The sequence below is a fragment of the Pseudonocardia sp. HH130630-07 genome, assembly GCF_001698125.1.
GTDB lineage: Bacteria > Actinomycetota > Actinomycetes > Mycobacteriales > Pseudonocardiaceae > Pseudonocardia.
Map to the genome: position 1 here is coordinate 794,561 of NZ_CP013854.1, position 22,498 is coordinate 817,058.

Here is a 22,498-nt window from a genome sequence, read left to right on the forward strand (position 1 = left end):
CCCGTCGGTCCGGTGGTGCAGGACGGCTCAGCGGCGCAGCAGCCGCCGCAGCGGGTTGCGGCTCGGCTCCGGCTCGCCGAGTGCCCGGAACGAGTCGCAGGCGCGGGCCCCGCAGGCCCCGCAGTCGCTGCCCGGGCGGTAGTGCTCGTGCACGTCCTCCGGGTGGCCGCAGGCGCAGAGCCGGACGCCGGTCGACGCCGGGACGATCGGGTCGGCGGGCGCGCGCTGTGCCGGGACCTGTACCGGGACCCGTGGTTCTGCCGAGGGTTCGACGGCCGGCAGTCCGGTCGGCGGGGTTAGCACCGCCGCCGAGGGCTTCGACGTGGCCCGACGCCCGCTCGGGGCCGGTCGCGCTGCACCGTCGTGCGAGTCCACCATCGTGACCTCCTTCGTCCGGACGATCGGCCCGGCCCCGGGTACCGGGTGGCCGTGCCGTCGCGGTCCCCAGTATGGGATTACCGGGGGCTCCGGGGGAATGACTCTGCGCGATTCGGTTGCGAACGGTCGACCGATTCGCAGGTCAGAGCGTCGGGTCAACCCGATTGGTCGGCAACCGGAAGAGTGAGTACCGCTATACAGCCGGTAGGGTTCTGGGCTGTACGGAGCACGAGGGTACCCCCGTGGTCGTCAGCCAACCGGGCGCTGATGTGCAGCCCGAGCCCGGAGCCACCGGCCGACCGGTCGTGTGCGCCCCGGGCGATCGCCCACGTGTCCCGGCCCCCGGGCAGGCCCGGGCCGGCGTCACGCACCTCCACGGCCACGAAACCCGGGGCCCGCGCCGCGCGCCCCCGGACCGCGACCTCGGCCCCCGGAGCGTGCCGGTCGCAGTTCGCCAGCAGGGTGGTCACGACCTGGCGGGTGACCGACTCCGGGGCCGCCACCGCCGGGAGGTCGTCCGCCACGACGAGGCTGATCGGCTGTTCCGCGCGCAGGCCGACCAGCTGGCGCAGCACCGGACCGACCTCGTGGGCCGCGGGCGCGGCTCCGTTCGCGCCACCGGCCGGAGCGAAACCGGCGCCGAGGTCCAGCAGCCGCGCGTCCCGGTCGTCGATCATCGGGTCGGGTGCGCCGGTCTCCGGGATCCGGGCCGTCGCCGGATCCTCCAGCATGGTCCGCAGCCGGCCGAGCTCGGCCAGCACGGCGTCACGGAGCTGCCCGGACCGGCCGTCGCCGGTGCCGGAGTGGGCGAGCAGCGAGGCCGCACCGGCCAGGCCGGCGAGCCCGTTGCGCAGTTCGTGGTCCCGCTCCGCGGCCTGGCCCGCGGCCCGCTCCAGCAGCAGCGTCGCGTCCCCGAGGGTCTCCTGGAGCCGGTCGTACTCGTCCTGCAGCCGGCTCACCGCCTGCAGGACCAGGGCGAGCATGGCCGACAGCACGACCGTCATCCCGAGGATGCGCAGCGACGGGTACACCAGGCCGCTGGCCGGCTGCCCCGGCGCGACCGCCCGGTAGAGCTGGGACACCGCGACGACCAGCAGCCCCAGGCCGAGGCGGGTCCTGGTCCGGCTCTGGCGCCGGTAGCCGTCGAGCAGGAACAGCACCGCGACCAGCGACCAGCCGGCCTGGATCAGGATCGACGGGACCGGGCTGCGCGCGAGCGCCGTGGTGAACGCGTTCTCCTCCTGCACCGCCACGACGGCGCCGATCACCAGGGCGGCGGCGCACAGCGCCCAGCCGCCCCAGGCGCCGAGCCGGGGCGGCGGCCGCAGCGCGAGGAGGATGACGCACATCCCCACCGCGAGCATCGCGAGCACGGCGAGCCGCGGGACCCCGGCGGTCCGGTCGCTGATCGCCAGTGCCGACAGCGGCAGCAGGACCACGCCGTAGAGCAGCAACGCCGCCCCGAACCAGGACGGCCGCGGATCACCGGACAACCGGCCCGCGACCAGCGCGACGACCGCGGCCACCGAGCCGACCGCGGCGGCGGTCAGCGTCAGGGCCGGGGTGACGGTCCCGACGTCGATCCGGCCCAGGACGACGGCCGGGCGGGTGGCCGTCGCGACGACCACGCCCAGCAGTCCCACCACCAGCAGGTCGGCGAGGTGCCCGGCCACGAACCGCGCGCGACGGTGCCGGTCCAGGATCCCGCCGAAGCTCCCGGTCGCCACGCCGCCTCCCCTGCCGGTGAAACGGCGATGATAGGGCGGGTCCCGCAGCCGGGCCGCACCGGACGTCCGCGCGGACGGGCGGTTCAGAGCCCGGCGGCCTTCCGGTAGAGCGCGACGGCCTCCAGCTGCGAGCCGACGCCGAGCTTGGTCAGCACCGCGCGGATCTGCGTCCGGACCGTGGCGAGCGACACGACGAAGTGGTCCGCGACGACCTGGGCGCGCTTCCCGCCGGCCAGCAGGGCCAGCACCTCACGCTCGCGCTGGGTGAGCGTGCGCAGCTTCTCGTGCAGCTCCCGCCGCTCGCTCTCGCGGTCGCGGTGCAGGGCGATGAGCTGCTCGCGCCGCCCGGGTGGCATCACCGAGCGCCCGGCCGTGGCCTCCCGGATCGCGTTGAGCAGCGCCGGGAACGGTGCGTTCTTGGGGACGAAGACGAACCCGCCGGCCTCCAGTGCGGCGCCGACCCGGCCGGCGTCGGAGCTCCCGGAGAGGATCACCACCCGCCACCCGAGCTCGACCATCGGCCCGACCAGGCGGACGCCGTCGATCCGCCGCCCGTCCGGGTCCCGGCCGAGATCGAGGTCGAGGTCGAGCACGATCAGGCCCGGCGCGGTGCGCCGGACCTCGTCGAGGATCCCGGCCGCGGAGCGCACCGGCCGGAACACGGCCTCCTCGCCCTCGGCGCGCAGGTTCAGTGCGAGGGCCGATCCGACGAGCTCGTGGTCGTCGACGATGAGGATCGAGCTCGGTGCGGTCATACCGTCGTCACTCCGGCGGAAGGCGACATGTCCGACACCCTAGGGTCAGGAGCGGCTGCCTGCCTGGTCGGCGAGCATCCGCAGCCCGGAGAGCAGACCACCGAACAGGTCACCCTCCTTGAACGAGGCCACCATGCTCATCAGGGCCAGCTTCGCGCCGCGGTCCGGGAGGCGGACCTTGGCCTCCACGCCGGTGACGATCTCCAGCAGCCGCTGCTCGGGGCTGACGGCGACCAGCACGGCCTCGTCGTAGCCCTCGACCCGGGAGTGCAGGTCGACCGCGGTCGCGCGGGCGTCGGCCCCCAGGTCACCCAGGTACAGGGCGAACCGCAGACCGGTCTCCCGGCTGGTGAGGGTCAGCGCGTCGTCCAGCCGGGTGAGCTGGACCGGGGTGAACGGGTGCTCGGAGAGGTCCGGCTCCCGGAAGTGCTCGGCCACCGACAGGCGGCCGGACTGGGTGACGACGGTCCCCTCGGGCAGGTCCTCCTCGTTGCCCTCGAAGACGGCGAGGCCGCTACCACTTGCCACCGGTACCTCCTCGCACGTCGCTGCCGTCGACCGGCGCGTGGGCCGCGTGGTGCGCGGCTCCGGCCGGGTTGGCGATCCAGAACAGGGGCTCGTAGGGCCACGGGTCGCCCGCGGTGTAGCGGGAGCGGCCGCTCCGGTTGCGTACCGCGATCCAGGCCCAGACCACGGCGTACAGACCCACCGGCGCGACCACGAAGACCAGCAGGGTTTCGACGACGGTCACGGTCGGAGAACCTATCCGATCGCTCCGCCCGGCACCTGCTCAGGTGTCCGATCCGACAGCCGCCCGGTGCGGATCGCGCGCAGCAGCGCGTCGTGGTCGGCCTCGGTCTGGTCGGCGTAGCTGCGGGCGAACGCGCAGAGCGCGTCGGCCACCCGGCCGCCCCCGCCCAGGTAACCGGCGATCATGGAGGCGCCCGAGGTCCGCGCGTGCCCCTTCGCGAGCAGCTTCCCGCAGACGTCGGCGTAGTCGGCGAGCGCCGGCGCGTCGAGCGTGTCCGGCACGATCGCGCCCTTCATGTCCCGGAACTGGCGGACGTAGTACTGCCGCCCGCCCACGGTCGTCCAGCCCAGGAGCGGGTCGGAGACCGTCTGCAGGGCCTGCTGGTACTCGACGACGCGCTGCCCCTGGTGCGCGTGCCAGGCCTCGTCGCCGTGCACGAACGGCGCCACCACCGACCGGCGGGCCTGCTTGAGCTGCAGGAACACCACGTCGTCCGGGCTCGATCCCTCACACAGCACCAGGTAGGCACGCAGCCCGACCGAGCCGACCCCGACGACCTTGTGGGCCACGTCGGTGGCGTGGTAGCCGCCGAGGATGCGGGCCCAGTGCGGGGGCAGGGTCGCCAGGTAACCGTCCAGCGCGGCCAGGATCCGCTCGGTGTGCTCGTCGTCGGGGTGGGTGATCAGCGGTGGCTCGGTCACGATGCGGCGCTCCCCGCCGTCGTCGGTCACGAAGCGCGGCAGCGCCCGGTCCGAGGTCCGCCTGCGGGCCCGCTCGGCGGCCTTGTCGATCGCCCGCCTGCCGGTCTTGTGGTCGGCGTCGGAGCGGAGCGCGTCGACGTCGGTCACGTCGTAGGACCGGGCCAGCAGGGGCTGGTCGGCCAGGGTCCGCAGCTGCTCGGCGTAGGAGTGCACGCAGCGGGTGACGGCCTCGGAACAACGGCGCTCCGAGGCGCCGGAGTCGCGGCCGGCGACCCAGGTCGACGCGACGAGCCGGCGCAGGTCCCACTCCCAGGCCCCGGGATGCGCCTCGTCGAAGTCGTTGAGGTCGAAGACCAGCTCGCGCTCCGGCGATGCGTAGAACCCGAAGTTGCCGAGATGGGCGTCGCCGCAGATCACCGGATGGACCCCGGTCTCGGGCAGCACCGCGAAGTCGGCCGCGTGCAGCGCCGCGGCCCCGCGCAGGAAGGCGTGCGGCGAGGCGCTCATCCGCTGGATCCGCAACGGGACGAGCTCGTCCACCCGCCCAGCGTTCGTGCGCTCCACCACACCGACGGCGTCGACCCGGCGCAACGCCGAGGACCAGGTCGCCAGCGACGAGCGCGGCGCCTTCTTCCGCAGCCCCTTGCCGATCCGGTACCGCTCCGGGCGCGGGGTGGAGCGGCGGTGCAGCGAACCGAACGAGTCCCGGTCCGATCCGGCGAGTACGGGGTGCGACGTCACGGCGCAGTCCTACCCCGCGGCGGCCGTCGGGTGCAGCCCCTGGGCCGAGAGCCGGAGCAGCCGGCGGGACGCCTCGACGTCGCCCTCGGTGACCACCGACAGCGAGGTGACCAGGTCGATCAGGTCGTCCGTGCCGGCCTCGGGGTGCAGCGTGCCGGCGGTGTGCGCCGCCTCCACCAGCGGGTCCACCGCCGCGCGCAGGCTGCCGTGGCAGCTGTGCCCGCCGGGGTCGCGGCCGTGGGCACGCAGGGTCTCGGCGAAGCCACGGGCGGCAGCGGTGTACCCCACGAGCTCGTCCACCCAGGTCCACAGCGCCTCGCCCGGCCCCGCGGCCACGGCCAGTGCACCGGCACGCGCGCAGAGCCGTTCCACGCCGTCGGCGAACACCGCCTCCAGCAGCGCGAACCGGGACCCGAAGTGCCGGTGCAGGGTCGCCGAACCGACCCCGGCGCACCGGGCGATCTCCTCCATCGAGGCGTTCGCACCGTCCCGTGCCACGAGCTCCATCGCCGCCGCGACCAGGCGTTCCCGGTTACGACGACGGTCGGCCCGTTCCCGCCCGCCGTCCATGTCACCCATTCCACCACACCGTTCCGCTCGACAAACGGGGTGACACCCCATATTCTTCGGTCGAGCCCAAACGGGGCGTCACCCCACTTTCGACGGGAGCACGTGATGGACGGATTCGTACTGGTGACCGGAGCCACGGGGAAGCAGGGCGGCGCGACGGCGCGGGCACTGCACGCCGCCGGGACCCCGGTGCACGCCCTGGTCCGCGACCCGGACGCGGACCGGGCCCGCACGCTGGCGGAGCTGGGGATCACCGTCGTGCGGGGCGATCTGGACGACCCGGCGAGCGTCGTCGCCGCGGCCCGCGGGGCACGCGGGGTGTTCTCCATCCAGATGCCGGATCTGGAGGACCTGATGGGTGACCGGGAGCTGCGGCACGCCACGGCCATCGCCGGAGCCGTCCGGGAGAACGGGGTGGCGCAGGTGGTCCACACCTCGGTCAGCGGGGCCGGGACGCACGGCGAGCCCGGCGCCGTCGACGAACAGGCATGGGGCGAGTACCTGCCGCACTACTGGCGGAACAAGCTGGGGGCCGAGCGGATCCTCACCGGCGCCGGAGCGCGGTACACGACGGTGCTGCGCCCCGGCGGGTTCCTGGAGAACCTGCTGCCGCCCTCGCCCTACTTCGCCGGCGACACCCCCGGACCGCTGCAGACGGCCGCGGATCTCGACATCGCGCTGCCGTGGATCGCGGTGGCCGACATCGGCGCCGCCGCCGCGGCCGCGTTCGCCGATCCCGAGCGGTTCGGCGGGGTCACCCTGGAGCTGGCCGGTGAACGGCTGACCTTCCGGGAGCTGGCCGCGACGCTGGCCCGCGCGTGGGACGTGCCGATCGAGCCGGTCGCGGCGCCGGAGACGACCGGGTTCGCCGCGGTGCTCACCCGGTCCCAGGAGTTCACGACCGCGTTCCCCGCGCCGGCCGACCCGCGCGACGCCCGGGCCGCGGGCATCGACGTCACCGGGGTGGCCGAGTGGGCGGCGGCTCAGACGGTCCTGCGGCCCAGCGCCCGGTAGGTCCAGCCGGCCGACTCCCAGGCCTCACGGTCGAGTGCGTTACGGCCGTCGAGCACCCGCCGGGTCCGCACGACGCGGCCGAACGTGGCCGGGTCCAGCTCCTTGTACTGCCGCCACTCGGTCAGCAGGAGCACGGCGTCGGCGTTCTCGGCCGCCTCCTCCGGGGTGTCGACGAAGTCGAGCTGCGCCCAGTGCTTGCGCACGTTGTCCCCGGCGGCGGGGTCGGTGACCCGGACGTTCGCGCCCTGCAGCTGCAGCTGCAGGGCCACGTTCAGGGCCGGGGAGTCGCGGATGTCGTCGGAGTCCGGCTTGAACGCCGCACCCAGCACGGCGATCCGCTTGCCGAGCAGCGAGTCGTCGCACACCTGCCGGGCGAGCTCGACCATCCGGATCCGCCGCCGCATGTTGATGTTGTCGACCTCGCGCAGGAAGGTCAGCGCCTGGTCCGCACCCAGCTCGCCGGCCCGGGCCATGAACGCCCGGATGTCCTTGGGCAGGCAGCCACCGCCGAAGCCCAGCCCGGCGTTGAGGAACTTGCGGCCGATCCGGTCGTCGTGGCCGATCGCGTCGGCCAGCTGCTTCACGTCGGCACCGGTGGCCTCGCACAGCTCGGCCATCGCGTTGATGAAGGAGATCTTCGTGGCGAGGAAGGAGTTCGCCGCGGTCTTGACCATCTCGGCGGTCGCGTAGTCGGTGACCACCTTCGGCGTCTGCTCGGCGACGATCCGGGCGTAGACGCGGTCGAGCGTGGCCTCCGCGCGCTGACCGTCCGCACCGTCCGGGATGCCGTACACCAGCCGGTCGGGGTGCAGGGTGTCCTGCACCGCGAACCCCTCCCGCAGGAACTCCGGGTTCCACGCCAGCGCCGCCGACGGCACCCGCTCGGCGACCAGCTCGGCCAGCCGGGCCGCGGTGCCGACCGGCACCGTCGACTTGCCGACCACCAGCTCGCCCGGACCCAGGACCTCCAGCAGCGACGCGGTCGCCGCCTCCACGAACGTCAGGTCGGCGGCGTACTCACCACGGCGCTGCGGCGTGCCGACGCACACGAAGTGCACCGCCGCCCCGGTCGCTGCGGCCATGTCCGAGGAGAACGACAGCCGCCCCGACTCCAGCGAGCGGCGGAGCAGCTCCTCGAAACCGGGTTCGAAGAACGGCACCCGGCCCGCGGCCAGTGCCTCGGCCTTCTCGACGTCGACCTCCACGCCGACGACCTCGTGACCCAGCTCGGCCATCGACGCCGCGTGCACCGCACCCAGGTACCCGCAGCCGATCACCGAGATCTTCAGGGGCTGGTCGCTCTCCGCCATGGCGCGAGGCTAACCCGTGCCGTCGGGGCCGCATGCACCAGACGTCGCGGAGCACGACGAGCGTCACCCGGCGCCACCCCGCAGTCCCGCTGGTCGCCCGTGCACCGGTCCCGCACATCCCGGCCCGATCGGCCGCTCCCGCCGGCCCGGGGGCGGTCTCCCTGCGGATCCTCGCAGGTAAGCGATCTCACAGGACGGCGAGCCGGGCGCCGCTCGGGCCGAGGGTGGTGCACCGCAGTGGTCAGGACCGTCCGGCGTACCAGGCCCGGCAGTCGTCCCAGGAGGGGAGCGCGCCCGCCCGCAGCGCCTCGGCGAGCGTGGGGGCGTCGCGGTCCTTGTCCGAGAGCACCGGGTCCGGTCCGTCCGCCCAGGGCAGGTCGAGATCGGGATCGAGCGGGGTGATCCCGTGCTCGGCCGCCGGGGCGTACGGCGCCGAGCACAGGTACCCCACCACCGCGTCGTCGGTGAGCGCCTGGAACGCGTGGCCGAGGCCCTCGGCGAGGTAGACCGCCCGCATCGACCCGGCGTCCAGCTCGACCGTCTCGGACCGCCCGAAGGTCGGCGACCCCACCCGCAGGTCCACCACGACGTCGCGCACCGCGCCGGACGCGACGTACAGGTACTTCGCCTGGCCCGGGGGCACGTCGGCGTAGTGCACGCCCCGGATCACCCCGCGGGCCGACACCGACTGGTTGGCCTGCGCCACCGTCAGGTCGAAACCCAGCGCGGCGCGGAAGGCGGGGCCCTGGAACGGCGCCGTGAACGAACCGCGGTGGTCCGGGAACGTCGCCGGCTCGAACAGCCACGCCCCGGCGATCGACAGCTCGGTCGCCCTCACGCCGCCCACCAGTCCCGGTGCTCGGCGTACCAGGCGACCGTGGCGGCCAGGCCGGGGCCGAACGGCACCCGGGGCGCCCAGCCCAGCTCGTCGTGGATCTTGGACCAGTCCACCGAGTACCGGCGGTCGTGGCCCTTGCGGTCCGTCACGTGCTCGATCCGGTCCTCCCCCACGCCGACCGCGGCGAGCAGCCGGCGGGTCAGCTCGGCGTTGGTCAGCTCGGTCCCGCCGCCGATGTTGTAGACCTCACCGGCCCGGCCGCGCTCGGCCACCAGGGCGACGGCCCGGCAGTGGTCCTCGACGTGCAGCCAGTCCCGCACGTTCGCCCCGTCGCCGTAGAGCGGCACGGTGTGCCCGTCGAGCAGCCGGGTCACGAACAGCGGGACGACCTTCTCCGGGAACTGGTACGGGCCGTAGTTGTTCGAGCAGCGGGTGACGACGACGTCGAGCCCGTGGGTGCGGTGGTAGCTGCGGGCGAGCAGGTCGCTGCCCGCCTTGGCCGCCGAGTACGGCGAGTTCGGCTCCAGCGGATGGGTCTCCGGCCAGCTGCCGGACTCGATCGAGCCGTAGACCTCGTCGGTGGACACGTGCACGAACCGGGCCACGCCCAGGTCCGTGGCGGCCTGCAGCAGCACCTGGGTGCCGACGACGTTCGTCGTCACGAAGTCGGCCGCCCCGGTGATCGAGCGGTCGACGTGGGTCTCGGCGGCGAAGTGCACCACCAGGTCGGCCCCGGCGAGCACCTCCGCGACCCGCGCCGGGTCGCGGACGTCGCCGCGCTCGACGCGCACCGCGCCGGACACCGGCGCCAGGTTCGCCTCGCGGCCCGCGTAGGTGAACGCGTCCAGCACCACGATCTCGGCGCCCGCCAGCGCCGGGTGCTCCCCGGCGACGGCCGAGCGCACGAAACAGGACCCGATGAACCCGGCCCCGCCGGTGACCACGACCCGCACACGCCCTCCCCCGCTCGACGTCCCGCCCGGTCAGCGTGTCAGAGTCGCCGCGTCGGACGGCGAGGAGGTGGCACGTGCGCGCGTGCGTGCTGGGTGCGAACGGACAGCTCGGGCGGGCCCTGACCGCGGCACTGCCGGACGCGGTGGCCCACACCCGGGACGGGCTCGACATCGGCGACGCCGCCGCCGTCGCCGGGCACGACTTCTCCGGCGTCGACGTGGTGTTCAACGCCGCGGCGCACACCGCGGTCGACCGGGCCGAGGCCGAGATCGCCGCGGCGTGGCGGGTGAACGCCCTCGGCCCGGCGCACCTCGCCGACGCGGCCGCCCGGCACGGGTTCGTCCTGGTGCACGTCTCCACCGAGTACGTCTTCGACGGCACCGCACCCGGCCCGGTCCCGGAGGACGCACCGCTGGCGCCGCTGGGCGTCTACGGCGCGTCCAAGGCCGCGGGTGAGCTGGCGGTCCGCAGCGCACCGCGGCACCTGGTGGTGCGCACCAGCTGGGTGGTGGGCGACGGCGGCAACTTCGTCACGACGATGGCCCGGCTGGCCCGCGAGGGTGCCCGGCCCGACGTCGTCGACGACCAGATCGGCCGGCCGACGTTCGCCCCCGACCTCGCCGCCGCCCTGATCACCCTCGCCGGCACCGCGACCGGCACCTTCCACGTGACCGGCGACGGCGAGCCGGTCAGCCGGCACGGCCTGGCGACCGAGGTCTTCGCCCGCTGCGGGCGGGATCCGGCCGACGTCGCGCCCGTGACGACCGCCGGGTACGCGGCGCAGCGTCCCGGGGCCGCCGCGCGGCCCGCGAACTCGGTGCTCGACCTCAGCCGGGCCACCCGGGCCGGGGTGTCCATGCCGCCGTGGCGGGACTCCCTCGACCGCTACCTCGCGGCCGGCGACGGAGTGGCCCGGTGAAGGGGATCCTGCTGGCCGGGGGCACCGGGAGCCGGTTGTTCCCGCTGACCGCGGCGGTGTCCAAACAGCTGCTCCCGGTCTACGACAAGCCGATGATCTACCACCCGCTGACGACGCTGATGCTGGCCGGCGTCCGGGACATCCTGCTGATCTCCACCCCGCACGACCTGCCCGGCTTCCGGCGCCTGCTCGGCGACGGCGACCACCTCGGCCTGCGGATCGGCTACGCCGAGCAGCCCCGGCCCAACGGTCTGGCCGAGGCCTTCGTCATCGGGGCCGAGCACGTCCGGGGCGGGCCGTCGGCGCTCGTCCTGGGCGACAACATCTTCCACGGCTCCTCGTTCGGCGACCTGCTGCGGCGGCGGGTCGCCGACGTCACCGAGGGACGCGCGGGCTGCGTGCTGTTCGGGTACCCGGTCGGCGATCCGCGCCGGTACGGGGTCGGCGAGGCCGACGCCGACGGGCGGCTGGTCTCGATCGAGGAGAAGCCCGAGCACCCCCGTTCGGACCGGGCGATCACCGGGCTCTACCTCTACGACGAGCAGGTCGTCGACATCGCCGCCGGCATCGGCCCGTCCGCCCGCGGCGAGCTGGAGATCACCGACGTCAACCGGGCCTACCTCGAGCAGGGCCGCGCCCACCTGCAGGATCTCGGCCGCGGGTTCGCCTGGCTCGACACCGGGACGCACGAGTCGCTCACCGAGGCGGGTCAGTACGTCCGGGTGCTGGAGAACCGGCAGGGCATCCGGATCGCCTGCATCGAGGAGGTCGCCCTGCGCATGGGCTACATCGACCCCGGCCAGGCGCAGCGGCTCGGCGAGGCGCAGCTGGGCTCCGGCTACGGCGAGTACGTCGTGCGCGTGGCCCGCCAGGCCCGCGACCGGAGCTGATCCGCCGCCGGCCTGACAGGGTGGGCGGGTGGGCACGACACCGGTACGACGGTTCCAGCGCATCCTGTTCCGGGCCGGGCAGTGGCTGCTCGGCCACCGCGGCGGCCCGGAGCGGGACATCGAGCCGGGCCTCGCGCTCGTCGGGAAGGACGCGGGGACGCACCGGGTCCGGTTGTGGATCGGCACCCTGGTGCACGGCTGCGACGCCGAGACGCTGACCGCGACCGTCACCGTCGGTGGCCCGGCCGGTGACGGTGACGGGGACGCGCGCACCGTCACCACGCTGCACCGCTTCGGGTTCGACGACGAGCGCCCGGTGACCGGCTGGGGCCCCGGGACCCGGTTCTTCCACGGCCACGTCGTCGTCGACGGCCTCGTCCCGGACGCCTGGGGCGAGGCCCGGGTGGAGCTGGACCCCGCGCCGGGGGTGGCGCCCGAGCACCGCACGGCCTCCTGCCGGATCCGGACGCTGCCGTCGCGGATCGAGGTCGGCGGCTCGCTCACCGCGCTCGTCGCGTCCTGCTACGACGCCGACACCGACACGACCGACGCGCTGGACGCGGCGTTCCGGCACCTGCGCGAGCACGTCGCCGCACCCGATCTCGCGCTCCTCACCGGCGACCAGGTCTACGCCGACGCGCCCGCGAAGTTCTACGCCACGATGGCCCGCAGCACGCCGCGCACCTACGGGCTGCTGGAGTACTGGACGTCCTGGGGCATGCAGACCTACGGCGACGACCGGCGCCCGCACCACGGGATGCGGGAGCTGCTGCGGCACGGACCGCACTGGTTCCTGCCCGACGACCACGAGTTCTGGAACAACTGGCCGCACGCCTCGGTGACCGCGCGGCACTCCTACGCCAACATCCGCCGGGCCGGCCGCGGCGGCCTGCGCCGGATACTCGCCGTGCGGCGCCACCGGCCGGGTGCGGAGATCCCGTACCCGGCCGATCCCGGCCCGCCGCCGTCGGACCCGCAGGTGCAGAGCTACCACCCGGCCCACCCCGACGAGTGGGACGCCTGAGGCCGGGCCGCGTTCGACCTGTTCGGCTCGTTCCAGACGCCGAGCGTCCGCGACCGCGACACCGGCCGGATCACCCGCGGCGCGCTGGACGACGGCGACCCGCTGCGCCCGCCGCGGTCCGGCCCGCCCGGCGAGGTGCACCGCCCGCTGAACCAGGTGGTGCAGCGGATCGACCTGGGCGAGGTGCAGATCGTCCTGCTCGACACCCGGACCCGGCGCACCCGGCGCACCGACGACCCGCGCTACTCCGGGTTCGTCGACGCCGCACAGCTGGACCAGGTGCTCGCGATCGCCGCCGAGGCCGCGGTGCTGGTGCTGGTCACCCCGCAGCCGATGCTCGTGCCGCCGTACCGGGTCCGCCGGGCGGAGCGGCCGATCGGCGCCCGGGTCGAGCGCGCGATCGACCTCCAGGTCGCCGACTACCCGCACCAGTACGCCCGGTTCTGGGAGGGCCTCGCCGCCGCCCGGGACGGACGGCCGACGGTCACCGTCGGCGGGGACATCCACTCCAGCTACATCGGCCACGCACCGTCGCTGCCGCTGCTGGAGATCGTGTCGTCACCGATGTCGCTGGTCGCCGGGACCACGCTGTTCGAGACCGTCTTCGCCGCGCCGGCGAAACTGCTCCGGGCGCTGTCCGGCGGGTCCGCCCGGCGCGACCCGTACGCGCCGGGGGCCGTGCTGGCCCGGGTCCCCGACCTGCTCCCCGGCCGGGCCACGACGACCGGTGACGACGTCGCGGTCCTAGGGCGTGTCTCCCAGATAGGCGGAGCGGGGTGCGCGATGCTTGATCGGTGCCGCGTACCGCTGTCCTGACTGATGCCCAGTGGGCCCGTCTGGCGCCGCTGTTGCCCTCCTCCGAGGGTCGTCGCGGGTGCCCGTTCCGCGATGACCGCCGGGTGATCGAGGGGATCATCTACCGGTATCGGTGCGGGCTTCCCTGGCGCGACGCCCCAGCCGAGTTCGGGCCGTGGCAGACGTTGTGGAAGCGGCACCGCCGCTACAGCGGCGACGGCACCTGGGACCACATCCTGGCTGCTCTTCTGGTCGAGGCCGACGCCGCCGAGGTGCTCGGGTGGGCGGTCAGCGTGGACTCCACGATCATCCGTGCCCACCAGCACGCCGCGACCCTCAAGCGCGACACAGGGGGCCGGATCGAACTACACGAATCTGCTCGCCGAACCAGCAGATCACGCGCTGGGACGGTCCCGCGGAGGGCTGTCGACGAAGATCCACCAGCTCGTTGACGGGCACGGCCGCCCGCTGGTGGTCCTCCTCGGCCCCGGCCAGGGCGGCGACTCGCCAATGTTTCCGCACCTGATGGCGCGCCTGAGCATCGCCCGACCGGGCCCGGGACGACCCCGGACCCGGCCTGAACGCGTGCGCGCGGACAAGGCCTACTCCTCACGCGCGATCCGCCGGCACCTGCGCGAGCGCCGGATCATCGCTGTCATTCCGGAGCCCTCTGACCAGCAGGGACACCGCAAACGACGGGGCTCACGCGGTGGCCGACCGCCCGCATTCGATCCGGTCGACTACCGAAACCGCAACGTCGTCGAGCGCGGGTTCTGCCACGTCAAGCAGTGGCGCGGGCTGGCCACCCGTTACGACAAGCTCGCCCTGACCTTCCGCGGCGGCGCCGTCCTGAAGGCAATCGTCACCTGGCTCCGCGCATTGGGAGACACACCCTAGCACCCGTCCGGGCCCGGCGCCGGATCAGGAGCCGGACGGACCGCCGTCACGGCGCCGGTCGGCCGGGCCCGAGCGGCACGGGCCGCGCAGCCGGCGCGTCCGCTCGCGGACCGCCTCCACCACACCGGACCACGGGCGGCGGCCCCGGACCGGCGCACCGTCCCCGGTCCCCGCCGCCGGCGTCCCGCACCGCCCCCACACCGCGGGCACCGGGTGCACCGGCCAGGGACCGGCGCCGTCGCGCTCACGCCGGGCGACGACGAACAGCTCCACCGCCCGGTCCGTGGTGCCCTGCTCGGTCGCACCGCCACCGGCCAGGGCGGCCAGCAGCACCCGGACCTGCTCCTCGTCGGCCGGGAGCGCCGCGCCGCGGCCGATCTCGTGCACCCGGTGGGCCGAGACGTGCATCGCCCGGCCCACGACGCGCGCCGACCGGCTGCCGTTCCGCACGTGCACGGCGTCGAGCAGCTCGAGCAGCTCGCGGTGCGGGCCGGCCGAGGGCCAGGACGTCCGGTCGAAACGGCTCGACGGCACCAACGGGCTCCCTCACGGACGATGATCGCTTGATCACGTGTCGCATATGGAGCCGCCGGTGTTACGCGATTTCGGCGGTATGCGCATAGCCCTTTCAGGTGAAGAGCTTCTCCTGCTCCTCGCGCAACGTGTCGATCAGCCGCCCGGGTGGCAGCGTCACGTCGGCGTAGGTGAGCACCTCGTCCTTCGCGACGTCGCGGACCAGCACGCAGCCCTCGGCCACGCCCATGGGCAGCAGCCGCTCCGCCCGGGTCACCGGGGCGGCCTCGGCGACGCCGTAGGAGTCGTACCCGCCGAGACCGTCGAGGGTGTGCCCGGCCGCCAGGTCGCGCTTCGCGGTGGCGACGACGTCGACCCGCTGGCCGCCGGTCGGCGCGAGCGCGGCGTCGGCGAAGTCCACGGCCCGCACGACGGTGTTCGGGACCTCGAAGTGGCACAGGTGGTACGGCGTGTAGAAGCTGTAGAGCGGGCCCTCGCCCAGCTTGTACAGGTTCAGGTAGTGCTGCTGCTTCGGGTCGTCGTGCGTGCCGAGCACGTAGACGCCGGGACCGGGCCTGGCACCCACGACGTAGTCGACGACCCCGCCCAGCCCGCGCAGCTCGTCGACGTCGTAGACCTGGGTCAGCTCGTCGACGTGGCCGGCGTGGTCCCGGCCGTACATGCCGCGCCGGCCCACCGTGAAACCGTGCGCGTTGGCGACGATCGCCTGCTCGAACGACACCTTGGTGCCGTCGGCGAAACTCGTCACCATGTAGGGGTCCTGGCCCCACTTCTCCGCGAAGCCCTGCTGGGTGGTCGGGTTGCGGTACTCGTCCTGCAGGCCCTTGATGTTGCCCGCGACGAGCGGCGTGATGCCGATCCCCTTCACGAACCGCAGCAGGTTGCCCTGGACGCCCGGCTGGTCGCCGTCGGCACCGGTGAGCACGACGCCCGCCGCGCGCGCCCGGTGCGCCAGCAGCGGCCCGACCGTACCGTCCAGCTCGGCGTTCATCGTGACGACCGGCAGGCCGCGGTCGATGGCGGCGACGGTGACGTGCGCGCCGAACTCGACCGCGCCGGTCACGTCGACCAGCACGTCGATGTTCTCCGCCGCGAGCAGCGCGAACGCGTCGCCGAGCACCGCCGGGGTGCCCGCCGCGATCGCGTTCTCGACCTCGGCGGTCGTGGAGACCTCGACCGGGGTGCACCCGGCCTCGGTGTAGGCGCGGACCGCGGTCGGCACCGTCCGGTTGGCGATCGCGACGACGTCCATGCCGGGCGTGGAGTTGACGATCTGGTTGACCAGGCCGCGGCCCATGAACCCGGCGCCGACCAGGCCCACCCGGATCGGCCGGTTCTCCGCGGCCCGCCGGGCGAGTGCGGTGTCGAGGATCAGCATCAGCGGACCTCGGCCTTCGGGGCCGCGGCGAAGTCCGGGTTGTCGGCCAGCAGCGGCCAGTTGGCGTCCTTGTCCGAGATCGTCGCGATCTCGATCGGCCACTCGACGCCGATCGCCGGGTCGTTCCAGCGCAGGCCCCGCTCGGCACCCGGGGTGTAGGGCGTCGAGACCTGGTAGATCGTCGTCGCGTCCGGGGTGAGGGTCAGGTAGGCGTGCGCGAAGTTCCGCGGCACGTACATCGCCCGGTAGTTGTCCTGGGACAGCTCCGCCCCGAACCACTGCAGGTAGGTCTCGGACTCCGGCCGCAGGTCCACGATCACGTCGAAGACCGCGCCGCGCACGCAGCGGATGACCTTGACCTCGGCGTTCGGCTCCAGCTGGTAGTGGAAGCCGCGCAGGGTGCCCGTCCCGTGGTTGTACGAGAGGTTGCACTGGGTGATCGTCGGGTCCAGGCCGGCGTCGAGGAACTCCTGCTCGCAGAACGCACGGGCGAAGAACCCGCGGTCGTCCTCCAGTCGCTTGAGGTCGATCAACGCCGATCCGGCGAGCGGAGTCGGGTGGATGTCCATGCCCCTAGGGTCGCCCATCGCACCGGATCCGTTGCCTGCACCCCGGACGTGTGTCACCCCTCACGGAAGCGTCACATTCGCACGGGTGGTGAGCGAGTACCTTGTGGCACGCTTCCCCGCCTCCGACGAAAGGTCCGTATGCACGCCGACACCCCCGTCGTCATCCTCTGCGGAGGCCAGGGCACCCGTATCCGCGAGGCCAGCGAGAGCCTCCCCAAGGCGATGGTCGAGATCGGTGGCCGGCCGATCGTCTGGCACATCATGAAGCTCTACCGCGAGGCGGGCTTCCGGCGGTTCGTGCTCTGCCTCGGGTACAAGAGCTGGGCGATCAAGGAGTACTTCCTCGACTACCGCGCCCGGGTCGCCGACTTCACCCTGAACATGAGCGACAAGCACAGCATCGACTTCCACGACGGCGACGGCAGCACCGGCGAGGACTGGCAGATCACCTTCGCCGAGACCGGCCTGGAGACCGCGACCGGTGCCCGGGTGCGCCGGATCCTGCCCTACGTCGACACCGAGAACTTCCTGCTCACCTACGGCGACGGCGTGTCCGACATCGACATCGCGGCGCTGACCAAGGAGCACGAGACCTCGGGCAAGGTCGGCACCGTCACCGGTGTGCACCCGACCTCGAAGTTCGGCGAGATGCAGGTCGACGCCGACCGCGTCGTCGAGTTCAACGAGAAGCCCACGCAGGTCACCGGGTTCGTCTCCGGCGGGTTCTTCGCCTTCCGCCGCGAGTTCCTGACCGACTACCTCGACGACGACCCGCAGCTGTGGCTGGAGCACACCCCGCTGCAGCGTCTGGCGCGCGACGGCCAGCTCAACGTGCACCGGCACGACGGTTTCTGGTCGGCGATGGACACCTACAAGGACTTCACCTACCTCAACGAGCTCTGGTCGACGGGCGAGGCGCCCTGGAAGCTCTGGTGACACCGGCGGCGGGGCCGGTACCGGCCCCGCCCACCCGTCGTCAGGCCGCGCTCAGCCAGGGCTCCCACGCCGGGAGCGGCTCGACCGCGAGGACCAGCACCCCGCCCGCGTTGCGGGCCGGCGGCCCCGGCTTCGTGTGCAGCGACCAGCCCAGCTCCTCGATCAGCCGGTCGGCCTTGCGCGAGTTGCACGCCCGGCAGGCCGCGACGCAGTTCTCCCAGCTGTGCGCACCGCCCCGGCTGCGCGGGACGACGTGGTCGATGGTGTCCGCCCGGCGGGCGCAGTAGGCACAGCGCCGGCCGTCGCGGCGCAGCACGCCGGCCCGGGTCATCGGGACGGCCCGCCGGTAGGGGACGCGGACGTAGCGGCACAGCCGCAGCACCGACGGGGCGGGGAGCGAGAGGCTCTCGGAGTGGAAGGCGGTGCCCTCCAGCGCCTCCTGCAGGCACTCGGCCTTACCGGCGAGCAGCAGGCAGACCGCGCGCTTGGACGTGACGACGGCCAGCGGTTCGAAGCTGGCGTTGAGGAGCAGGACCCGGGAGCCGGTCGTGGCCGGCGCGATCGGTGTCACCCCCGGTACCGCGCCGGGGGCCGGCGGTGCGGTACCCGGTGCCGGACCACGGTCCTCGACCGGTCTGAGATCGACCGGTGGAACGGTCCCGGCACCCCCGGGGACGGGTTGTCGGTACGGCATGCGACCACCTCCGCGACAGCTCGAGGTCCGTGCTGTAGTCGACCATACGGAAGTCCGGTAACGCGAGTGTGATAGCGAGGTCGCCGCGGGGTGTCCGTCCGGGGTTCAGGCCCCCAGCGCCCCCGTCACGTCGGCCACGAGGTCGTCGGTGTCCTCGACCCCGCAGGACAGCCGGACCAGGCCGCCGGGCACCGCGTCGCCCCAGCGGGCGCGCCGGTCGGCGGCCGTGCGGAGCCCCCCGAAGCTGGTCGCCGAGTCCACCAGCGTGCTGCGGCGCAGGAACTCCGACACCGCGGGCACGTCGCGCAGGGTGAACCGCAGGACCCCGTTCCAGCGCCGCATCTGCCGGCTCGCCAGCGGGTGCGACGGGTCGTCGGCCAGACCGGGCCAGCGCACGTCGTGCACGCCGGGGGTCTCCCGCAACGCCAGCGCGAGCGCGCGGGCGTTCTCGGCCTGGCGGGCCAGCCGCAGGTCGAGGGTGCCGAGCCCGCGCAGCGCCAGCCAGGTCTCCATCGGCCCGGCGATCGCGCCGCCCCGGGTGCGGAAGCCGCGGACCCGCTCGGCGTGCAGCGGGTCGGCCGCGGTGACGTGCCCGATCAGCAGGTCGCCGTGCCCGGCGAGCGCCTTGGTGTCGGAGGCGACCACGAGATCGGCGCCGAGGTCCAGCGGGCGCTGGCCGAGCGGCGTGGCCGTGGTGTTGTCGACGGCGACGACCGCACCGATCCCGTGCGCGGCCGCCGCGACCGCGGCCACGTCGCACACCTCCAGCCCGGGGTTGGACGGCGTCTCCAGCAGCACCAGCCCGGGCCGGTGCTCCGCGATCGCCGCGATCCAGTCCCCCGCGGTCGAGCAGTACCCGACCGGCACGCCCAGCGGTGCGAGCTCCTCGTCGGCCAGCGCGCGGGCCACGTAGTAGCCGTCGGCGGGCAGCAGCACCCCGCGCTCGCGGGAGCCGAACGCCCGCAGCACGGCCGCGATCGCCGCCATGCCGGACCCGAAGACCGTGCAGGCGCCGCCGTCCAGCCCGCCGACCGCGGCCTCGTACTCGCGCCAGGTCGGGTTGTCGGCACGGGCGTAGATGTCGGCCCCGGAGACCGCCTGCTCGGGCAGTCCGAGATGGAACGCGCTGGTCAGGACCGGTCCGTGGTGGACGGGAGCGCCCACCTCGTGGTCCCGGCCGTCGCCGCCGTGCACGCATCTGGTCCCGTCGCCGCTCACCGCGGTGACCCTACGCGCGGGCCCGGCGTGCGCTACTCCGGTTTCGGCGCGCGGGAGATCAGCTCCTTGGCCATCTGCCGGGCCGTCATGCCCTCGTGGCAGACCCGCCGGACGGCGTCCGCGATCGGCAGCTCCACCCCGCTGCGCTCCCCCAGCTCGCAGATCGACAGGCAGGACTTCACACCCTCGGCGACCTGGCCGTGGTTGGCCCGGCCGGCCTCGTCCAGGCTCGCGCCCCGGCCGAGCTGCTCGCCGAAGGTCCGGTTGCGCGACAGCGGCGAGCTGCAGGTCGCCACCAGGTCGCCCATGCCGGCCAGCCCGGCGAAGGTCATCGGCGACGCGCCCAGCGCCGTCCCGAGCCGGGACATCTCGGCCAGCCCGCGGGTGATCAGCGAGGCCCGCGAGTTGTCGCCGAGCCCCATCCCGGAGGCGACGCCGACCGCCAGCGCGATGACGTTCTTGCCCGCGCCGCCCAGCTCGGCCCCGACGACGTCGGTGTTGGTGTAGGCCCGGAAGTAGCCGGTCGCGCAGGCCGTCTGCAGCGCCACCGCGCGCTCGTGGTCCGGGCACGCGATGACGGTGGCGGTCGGCTCCTCGTGCGCGATCTCCGCCGCCAGGTTCGGCCCGGAGACGACGGCGAGCCGGTCGGGACCGATGCCGGTGACGTCGTCGATCACCTCGGTCATGCGCTTCAGGGTGCCCAGCTCGACGCCCTTCGCCAGGCTCACCACGGTGACCCCGGCCGGGATCAGGTCCCGCCACCGCTCCAGGTTCGCCCGCAGCGACTGCGACGGCACCGCCAGCACCACCGCGTCGGCGCCGTCGAGCGCCGCCGCGGCGTCGTGGGTGGCGGACAGCTTCGCCGGCAGCTCGACGCCGGGCAGGTAGCCGGGGTTGCACCGGGTCGTGTTGACGTCGTGGGCCACCTCCTCCCGGCGGGCCCACAGCCGGACCTCGCGGCCGGCGTCGCCCAGCACCTTCGCGAACGCGGTGCCCCAGCTGCCCGCGCCGAGCACCGCCACCCGCTGCACGTCGTGCACCGGCTCGTTGACCGGCCGCACGTTCACCGGCCCGCCTCCCGGCCGGAGCCGCCGGGCCGGAAGAACTCCTCCGGCGCGGGCTCGGACCGGACCTCGGCGAGCAGGGCCCGGACGTCGCCCATGATCAGGTCGGTCACCTCGCGCAGCACCGCGGCGTCGACCGTGCGGCCTCGGTAGGCCGACAGGTCCACCGGGTCGCCCGCGCGCAGCACGAGCTCGGTGCGGGGCAGCGGCCGGAACCGGCGGCCGTAGTGGTCGTAGACCTCCCGGGTGCCCCAGTGCACCATCGGGACCACCGGGACGCCGGCCTCGAGCACGGCCAGCGCCATCCGGGCGACCCCGGTCCGCGAGCGCATCGGCCAGCCGTCCGGGTCCCGGGTGATCGTGCCCTCCGGGTAGATGATCACCAGCTTGCCGCCGGTCAGCGCGGTGATCCCGGCGGCGAGGCTCTGCTGGGCGTCGGCGGTGTCCCGGAAGACCGGGATCTGCCCGCTGCCGCGCAGGATCGACCCGAGCACCGGGACGTTCCACAGGCCGTTCTTCGCCATGAAGCGGGGCACCCGGCCCGCGGTGTGTACGAACAACGCCGTGTGCACCGGGTCGAGGTGGGAGATGTGGTTGCCGACCAGCAGCGCGCCGCCGGTCTCCGGCAGGTGCTCGCGGCCCTGGTAGCGCTGGCGCCCGGTCAGCCACCCCAGCGGGTAGAACACCGTGGCGGCCAGCCCGATCCAGAACCCGCCCTTCTCGCGAGCCACCGGCGGCCTCCTCCCACCCGCGTCGCGGCGGGGTCGTCAGTGGGCCCGGACCGAGACCGGTCCGGGACTCCCGGTGCCGCAGAGTCTCCCCATATCGGGCGCTCGGGGTAAACCCGGCCCCGCCACCGGCCCCGATGGTGCGACGATGGCGCCCGTGAACCCGGTGAACCCGCGGGTGGACCTCGTCGTCCCGGTGAAGCCGCTGCCGAGGGCGAAGACCCGGCTGCGCGGCGCGGCCGACGGCGGCGTCGGCGATCTCGGCGCGCACCAGCGGCTCGCGCTCGCGCTGGCCAGGGACACCGTGGCGGCGGCGGTGTCCGCGCCCGCCGTGCGCACCGTGCTCGTCATCTCCTCCGACCCGGCGGTCGCGATGGAGGTCGGTGCGCTCGGGGTGGAGGTCGTCACCGATCCCGGGCGCGGGCTCAACGGCGCACTGCGGCACGGGGCGGCCCTGCTGCGCTCCCGCGATCCGGGTTCGGTGCTGGGGGCGCTGCAGGCCGACCTGCCCGCGCTGCGCCCCGGCGAGCTGGACGACGCCGTCGCCACCGCGGCGGCGCTGTTCGCCGGCGGGGCCCGGCGGGCGTTCCAGCCGGACGCGCCCGGCACCGGCAGCACCCTGCTGCTCGCCGCACCGGGGCTCGATCTCGACCCGCGGTTCGGTGGCGCGTCGGCCGCGGCGCACCGGGCGTCGGGGGCGGTGGTCCTGCCCGGGGACCGGCCCGGCCTGCGCCGCGACGTCGACACCCGGACCGATCTCGACGAGGCCGTGGTGCTCGGCGTCGGGGCGTGGACCCGGGCCGTCCTCGGCGGCCGGACGGACGGCGGCACGGACAACGTCCCCGGCAGCGCCGACGACGCCGACGGCAGGGACGGCACCGACGGCAGGGACGGCGCGGACGGGGTCCCCGGCGCGGGCCGCACCGGCCGCCGCCCCGACGATCCGGTGCGCTGCCCGAAGGTGTGACGCATCTCCGCCGGGTCGAGACCCGGAATTCATCTCCGCGGCCCGGTGTGTGGTTGGCCGCCGGGTCCCCGGTGCGAAACAATCGCCGGGTGAGTGACGACTCGGCAGGCTCGACCGGACGGAACGGCGCATCCTCGGGCGCGCGC

At 74.2% G+C, this 22,498-nt stretch carries 24 protein-coding genes and 1 pseudogene; 8 read left to right on the plus strand and 17 right to left on the minus strand.

Annotated features, from left to right (window positions below; translation table 11 throughout):
* Positions 1-27: 27 nt before the first annotated feature.
* The 7 genes from AFB00_RS03915 to AFB00_RS03945 all read right to left on the minus strand — a co-directional run bounded on the left by AFB00_RS03915 (position 28) and on the right by AFB00_RS03945 (position 5,632).
* Positions 28-378, minus strand: a complete 351-nt coding sequence (locus AFB00_RS03915; RefSeq protein WP_068796082.1) for a hypothetical protein — start codon at positions 376-378, stop codon at positions 28-30.
* Positions 379-533: 155 nt separating this feature from the next.
* Entirely contained in the window at positions 534-2,105 is a 1,572-nt protein-coding gene (locus AFB00_RS03920; protein ID WP_068796083.1) for a sensor histidine kinase, read from the minus strand.
* 83 nt (positions 2,106-2,188) lie between these two features.
* Positions 2,189-2,860 carry a LuxR C-terminal-related transcriptional regulator gene (locus AFB00_RS03925; RefSeq protein WP_068796084.1) on the minus strand — a complete coding sequence of 224 codons (672 nt, stop codon included), beginning with the start codon at positions 2,858-2,860 and terminating at the stop codon, positions 2,189-2,191.
* A gap of 45 nt (positions 2,861-2,905) precedes the next feature.
* Positions 2,906-3,388 (minus strand): DUF5130 family protein, encoded by a 483-nt coding sequence (locus tag AFB00_RS03930; RefSeq protein WP_068796085.1) that lies wholly within the window; start codon positions 3,386-3,388, stop codon positions 2,906-2,908.
* Entirely contained in the window at positions 3,375-3,611 is a 237-nt protein-coding gene (gene ctaJ / locus AFB00_RS03935; RefSeq protein ID WP_068796086.1) for an aa3-type cytochrome oxidase subunit CtaJ, read from the minus strand. Before ctaJ ends, AFB00_RS03930 begins: the two co-directional genes overlap by 14 nt.
* A gap of 11 nt (positions 3,612-3,622) precedes the next feature.
* A complete protein-coding gene (locus AFB00_RS03940; protein WP_068796087.1) occupies positions 3,623-5,053 on the minus strand; it encodes a DUF2252 domain-containing protein in 1,431 nt (476 codons plus the stop codon).
* A 9-nt stretch (positions 5,054-5,062) separates the two neighbouring features.
* On the minus strand, positions 5,063-5,632 hold the full coding sequence (locus tag AFB00_RS03945) for a TetR/AcrR family transcriptional regulator (protein WP_197519740.1): 570 nt from the start codon (positions 5,630-5,632) through the stop codon (positions 5,063-5,065).
* 96 nt (positions 5,633-5,728) lie between these two features.
* Between AFB00_RS03945 and AFB00_RS03950 the strand changes: the two genes are divergently transcribed.
* Positions 5,729-6,637, plus strand: a complete 909-nt coding sequence (locus AFB00_RS03950; protein WP_068796088.1) for an NmrA family NAD(P)-binding protein — start codon at positions 5,729-5,731, stop codon at positions 6,635-6,637.
* On the opposite strand, the gene AFB00_RS03955 is transcribed toward AFB00_RS03950, so the two are convergent.
* The 3 genes from AFB00_RS03955 to rfbB form a co-directional block, all read right to left on the minus strand.
* A complete protein-coding gene (locus AFB00_RS03955; protein ID WP_197519741.1) occupies positions 6,607-7,947 on the minus strand; it encodes a UDP-glucose dehydrogenase family protein in 1,341 nt (446 codons plus the stop codon). The genes AFB00_RS03950 and AFB00_RS03955 overlap by 31 nt on opposite strands.
* A 241-nt stretch (positions 7,948-8,188) precedes the next feature.
* Positions 8,189-8,785 (minus strand): dTDP-4-dehydrorhamnose 3,5-epimerase family protein, encoded by a 597-nt coding sequence (locus tag AFB00_RS03960; RefSeq protein WP_068799987.1) that lies wholly within the window; start codon positions 8,783-8,785, stop codon positions 8,189-8,191.
* Complete coding sequence (gene rfbB, locus AFB00_RS03965; RefSeq protein ID WP_068796089.1) at positions 8,782-9,738, minus strand: dTDP-glucose 4,6-dehydratase; 957 nt, start codon at positions 9,736-9,738, stop codon at positions 8,782-8,784. Before rfbB ends, AFB00_RS03960 begins: the two co-directional genes overlap by 4 nt.
* Positions 9,739-9,812: 74 nt before the next feature.
* Here rfbB and rfbD point away from each other — a divergent pair, with 74 nt between their 5' ends.
* The 5 genes and pseudogenes from rfbD (at position 9,813) to AFB00_RS31300 (ending at position 14,264) form a co-directional block, all read left to right on the plus strand.
* The gene (gene rfbD, locus AFB00_RS03970) at positions 9,813-10,658 is read left to right on the plus strand and encodes a dTDP-4-dehydrorhamnose reductase (protein ID WP_068796090.1); all 846 of its coding nucleotides are present in this window, start codon (positions 9,813-9,815) and stop codon (positions 10,656-10,658) included.
* The gene (rfbA, locus tag AFB00_RS03975; protein WP_068796091.1) at positions 10,655-11,548 is read left to right on the plus strand and encodes a glucose-1-phosphate thymidylyltransferase RfbA; all 894 of its coding nucleotides are present in this window, start codon (positions 10,655-10,657) and stop codon (positions 11,546-11,548) included. The genes rfbD and rfbA overlap by 4 nt, the downstream gene beginning before the upstream one ends.
* 28 nt (positions 11,549-11,576) lie before the next feature.
* Positions 11,577-12,572 (plus strand): hypothetical protein, encoded by a 996-nt coding sequence (locus AFB00_RS03980; protein WP_068796092.1) that lies wholly within the window; start codon positions 11,577-11,579, stop codon positions 12,570-12,572.
* A 135-nt stretch (positions 12,573-12,707) separates the two neighbouring features.
* Complete coding sequence (locus AFB00_RS03985; RefSeq protein ID WP_068796093.1) at positions 12,708-13,388, plus strand: hypothetical protein; 681 nt, start codon at positions 12,708-12,710, stop codon at positions 13,386-13,388.
* Positions 13,367-14,264: pseudogene (locus tag AFB00_RS31300) on the plus strand (IS5 family transposase). The gene AFB00_RS03985 and the pseudogene AFB00_RS31300 overlap by 22 nt, the downstream one beginning before the upstream one ends.
* A 24-nt stretch (positions 14,265-14,288) precedes the next feature.
* On the opposite strand, the gene AFB00_RS03995 reads toward AFB00_RS31300, so the two are convergent.
* The 3 genes from AFB00_RS03995 to rfbC form a co-directional block, all read right to left on the minus strand.
* A complete protein-coding gene (locus AFB00_RS03995) occupies positions 14,289-14,798 on the minus strand; it encodes a hypothetical protein (RefSeq protein ID WP_068796094.1) in 510 nt (169 codons plus the stop codon).
* A 94-nt stretch (positions 14,799-14,892) separates the two neighbouring features.
* Positions 14,893-16,176: an NAD(P)H-dependent oxidoreductase gene (locus tag AFB00_RS04000; protein ID WP_068796095.1), complete on the minus strand. Its 1,284-nt coding sequence runs from the start codon at positions 16,174-16,176 to the stop codon at positions 14,893-14,895.
* Positions 16,176-16,745, minus strand: a complete 570-nt coding sequence (gene rfbC, locus AFB00_RS04005) for a dTDP-4-dehydrorhamnose 3,5-epimerase (RefSeq protein WP_068796096.1) — start codon at positions 16,743-16,745, stop codon at positions 16,176-16,178. Before rfbC ends, AFB00_RS04000 begins: the two co-directional genes overlap by 1 nt.
* Before the next feature lie 138 nt (positions 16,746-16,883).
* On the opposite strand from rfbC, the gene AFB00_RS04010 reads away from it, so the two are divergent.
* Positions 16,884-17,681 (plus strand): glucose-1-phosphate cytidylyltransferase, encoded by a 798-nt coding sequence (locus AFB00_RS04010; RefSeq protein ID WP_068796097.1) that lies wholly within the window; start codon positions 16,884-16,886, stop codon positions 17,679-17,681.
* A gap of 40 nt (positions 17,682-17,721) precedes the next feature.
* On the opposite strand, the gene AFB00_RS04015 is transcribed toward AFB00_RS04010, so the two are convergent.
* The 4 genes from AFB00_RS04015 to AFB00_RS04030 all read right to left on the minus strand — a co-directional run bounded on the left by AFB00_RS04015 (position 17,722) and on the right by AFB00_RS04030 (position 21,388).
* Entirely contained in the window at positions 17,722-18,252 is a 531-nt protein-coding gene (locus tag AFB00_RS04015) for an HNH endonuclease (RefSeq protein WP_068799989.1), read from the minus strand.
* Between the two features lie 228 nt (positions 18,253-18,480).
* Complete coding sequence (locus tag AFB00_RS04020) at positions 18,481-19,593, minus strand: cystathionine gamma-lyase (protein WP_197519742.1); 1,113 nt, start codon at positions 19,591-19,593, stop codon at positions 18,481-18,483.
* 32 nt (positions 19,594-19,625) lie between these two features.
* The gene (locus tag AFB00_RS04025; protein ID WP_231974209.1) at positions 19,626-20,660 is read right to left on the minus strand and encodes an NAD(P)H-dependent glycerol-3-phosphate dehydrogenase; all 1,035 of its coding nucleotides are present in this window, start codon (positions 20,658-20,660) and stop codon (positions 19,626-19,628) included.
* Positions 20,657-21,388 carry a lysophospholipid acyltransferase family protein gene (locus AFB00_RS04030; RefSeq protein ID WP_068796099.1) on the minus strand — a complete coding sequence of 244 codons (732 nt, stop codon included), beginning with the start codon at positions 21,386-21,388 and terminating at the stop codon, positions 20,657-20,659. Before AFB00_RS04030 ends, AFB00_RS04025 begins: the two co-directional genes overlap by 4 nt.
* A gap of 145 nt (positions 21,389-21,533) precedes the next feature.
* On the opposite strand from AFB00_RS04030, the gene cofC reads away from it, so the two are divergent.
* On the plus strand, positions 21,534-22,352 hold the full coding sequence (gene cofC, locus AFB00_RS04035) for a 2-phospho-L-lactate guanylyltransferase (protein ID WP_083275251.1): 819 nt from the start codon (positions 21,534-21,536) through the stop codon (positions 22,350-22,352).
* Positions 22,353-22,498: the final 146 nt, after the last annotated feature.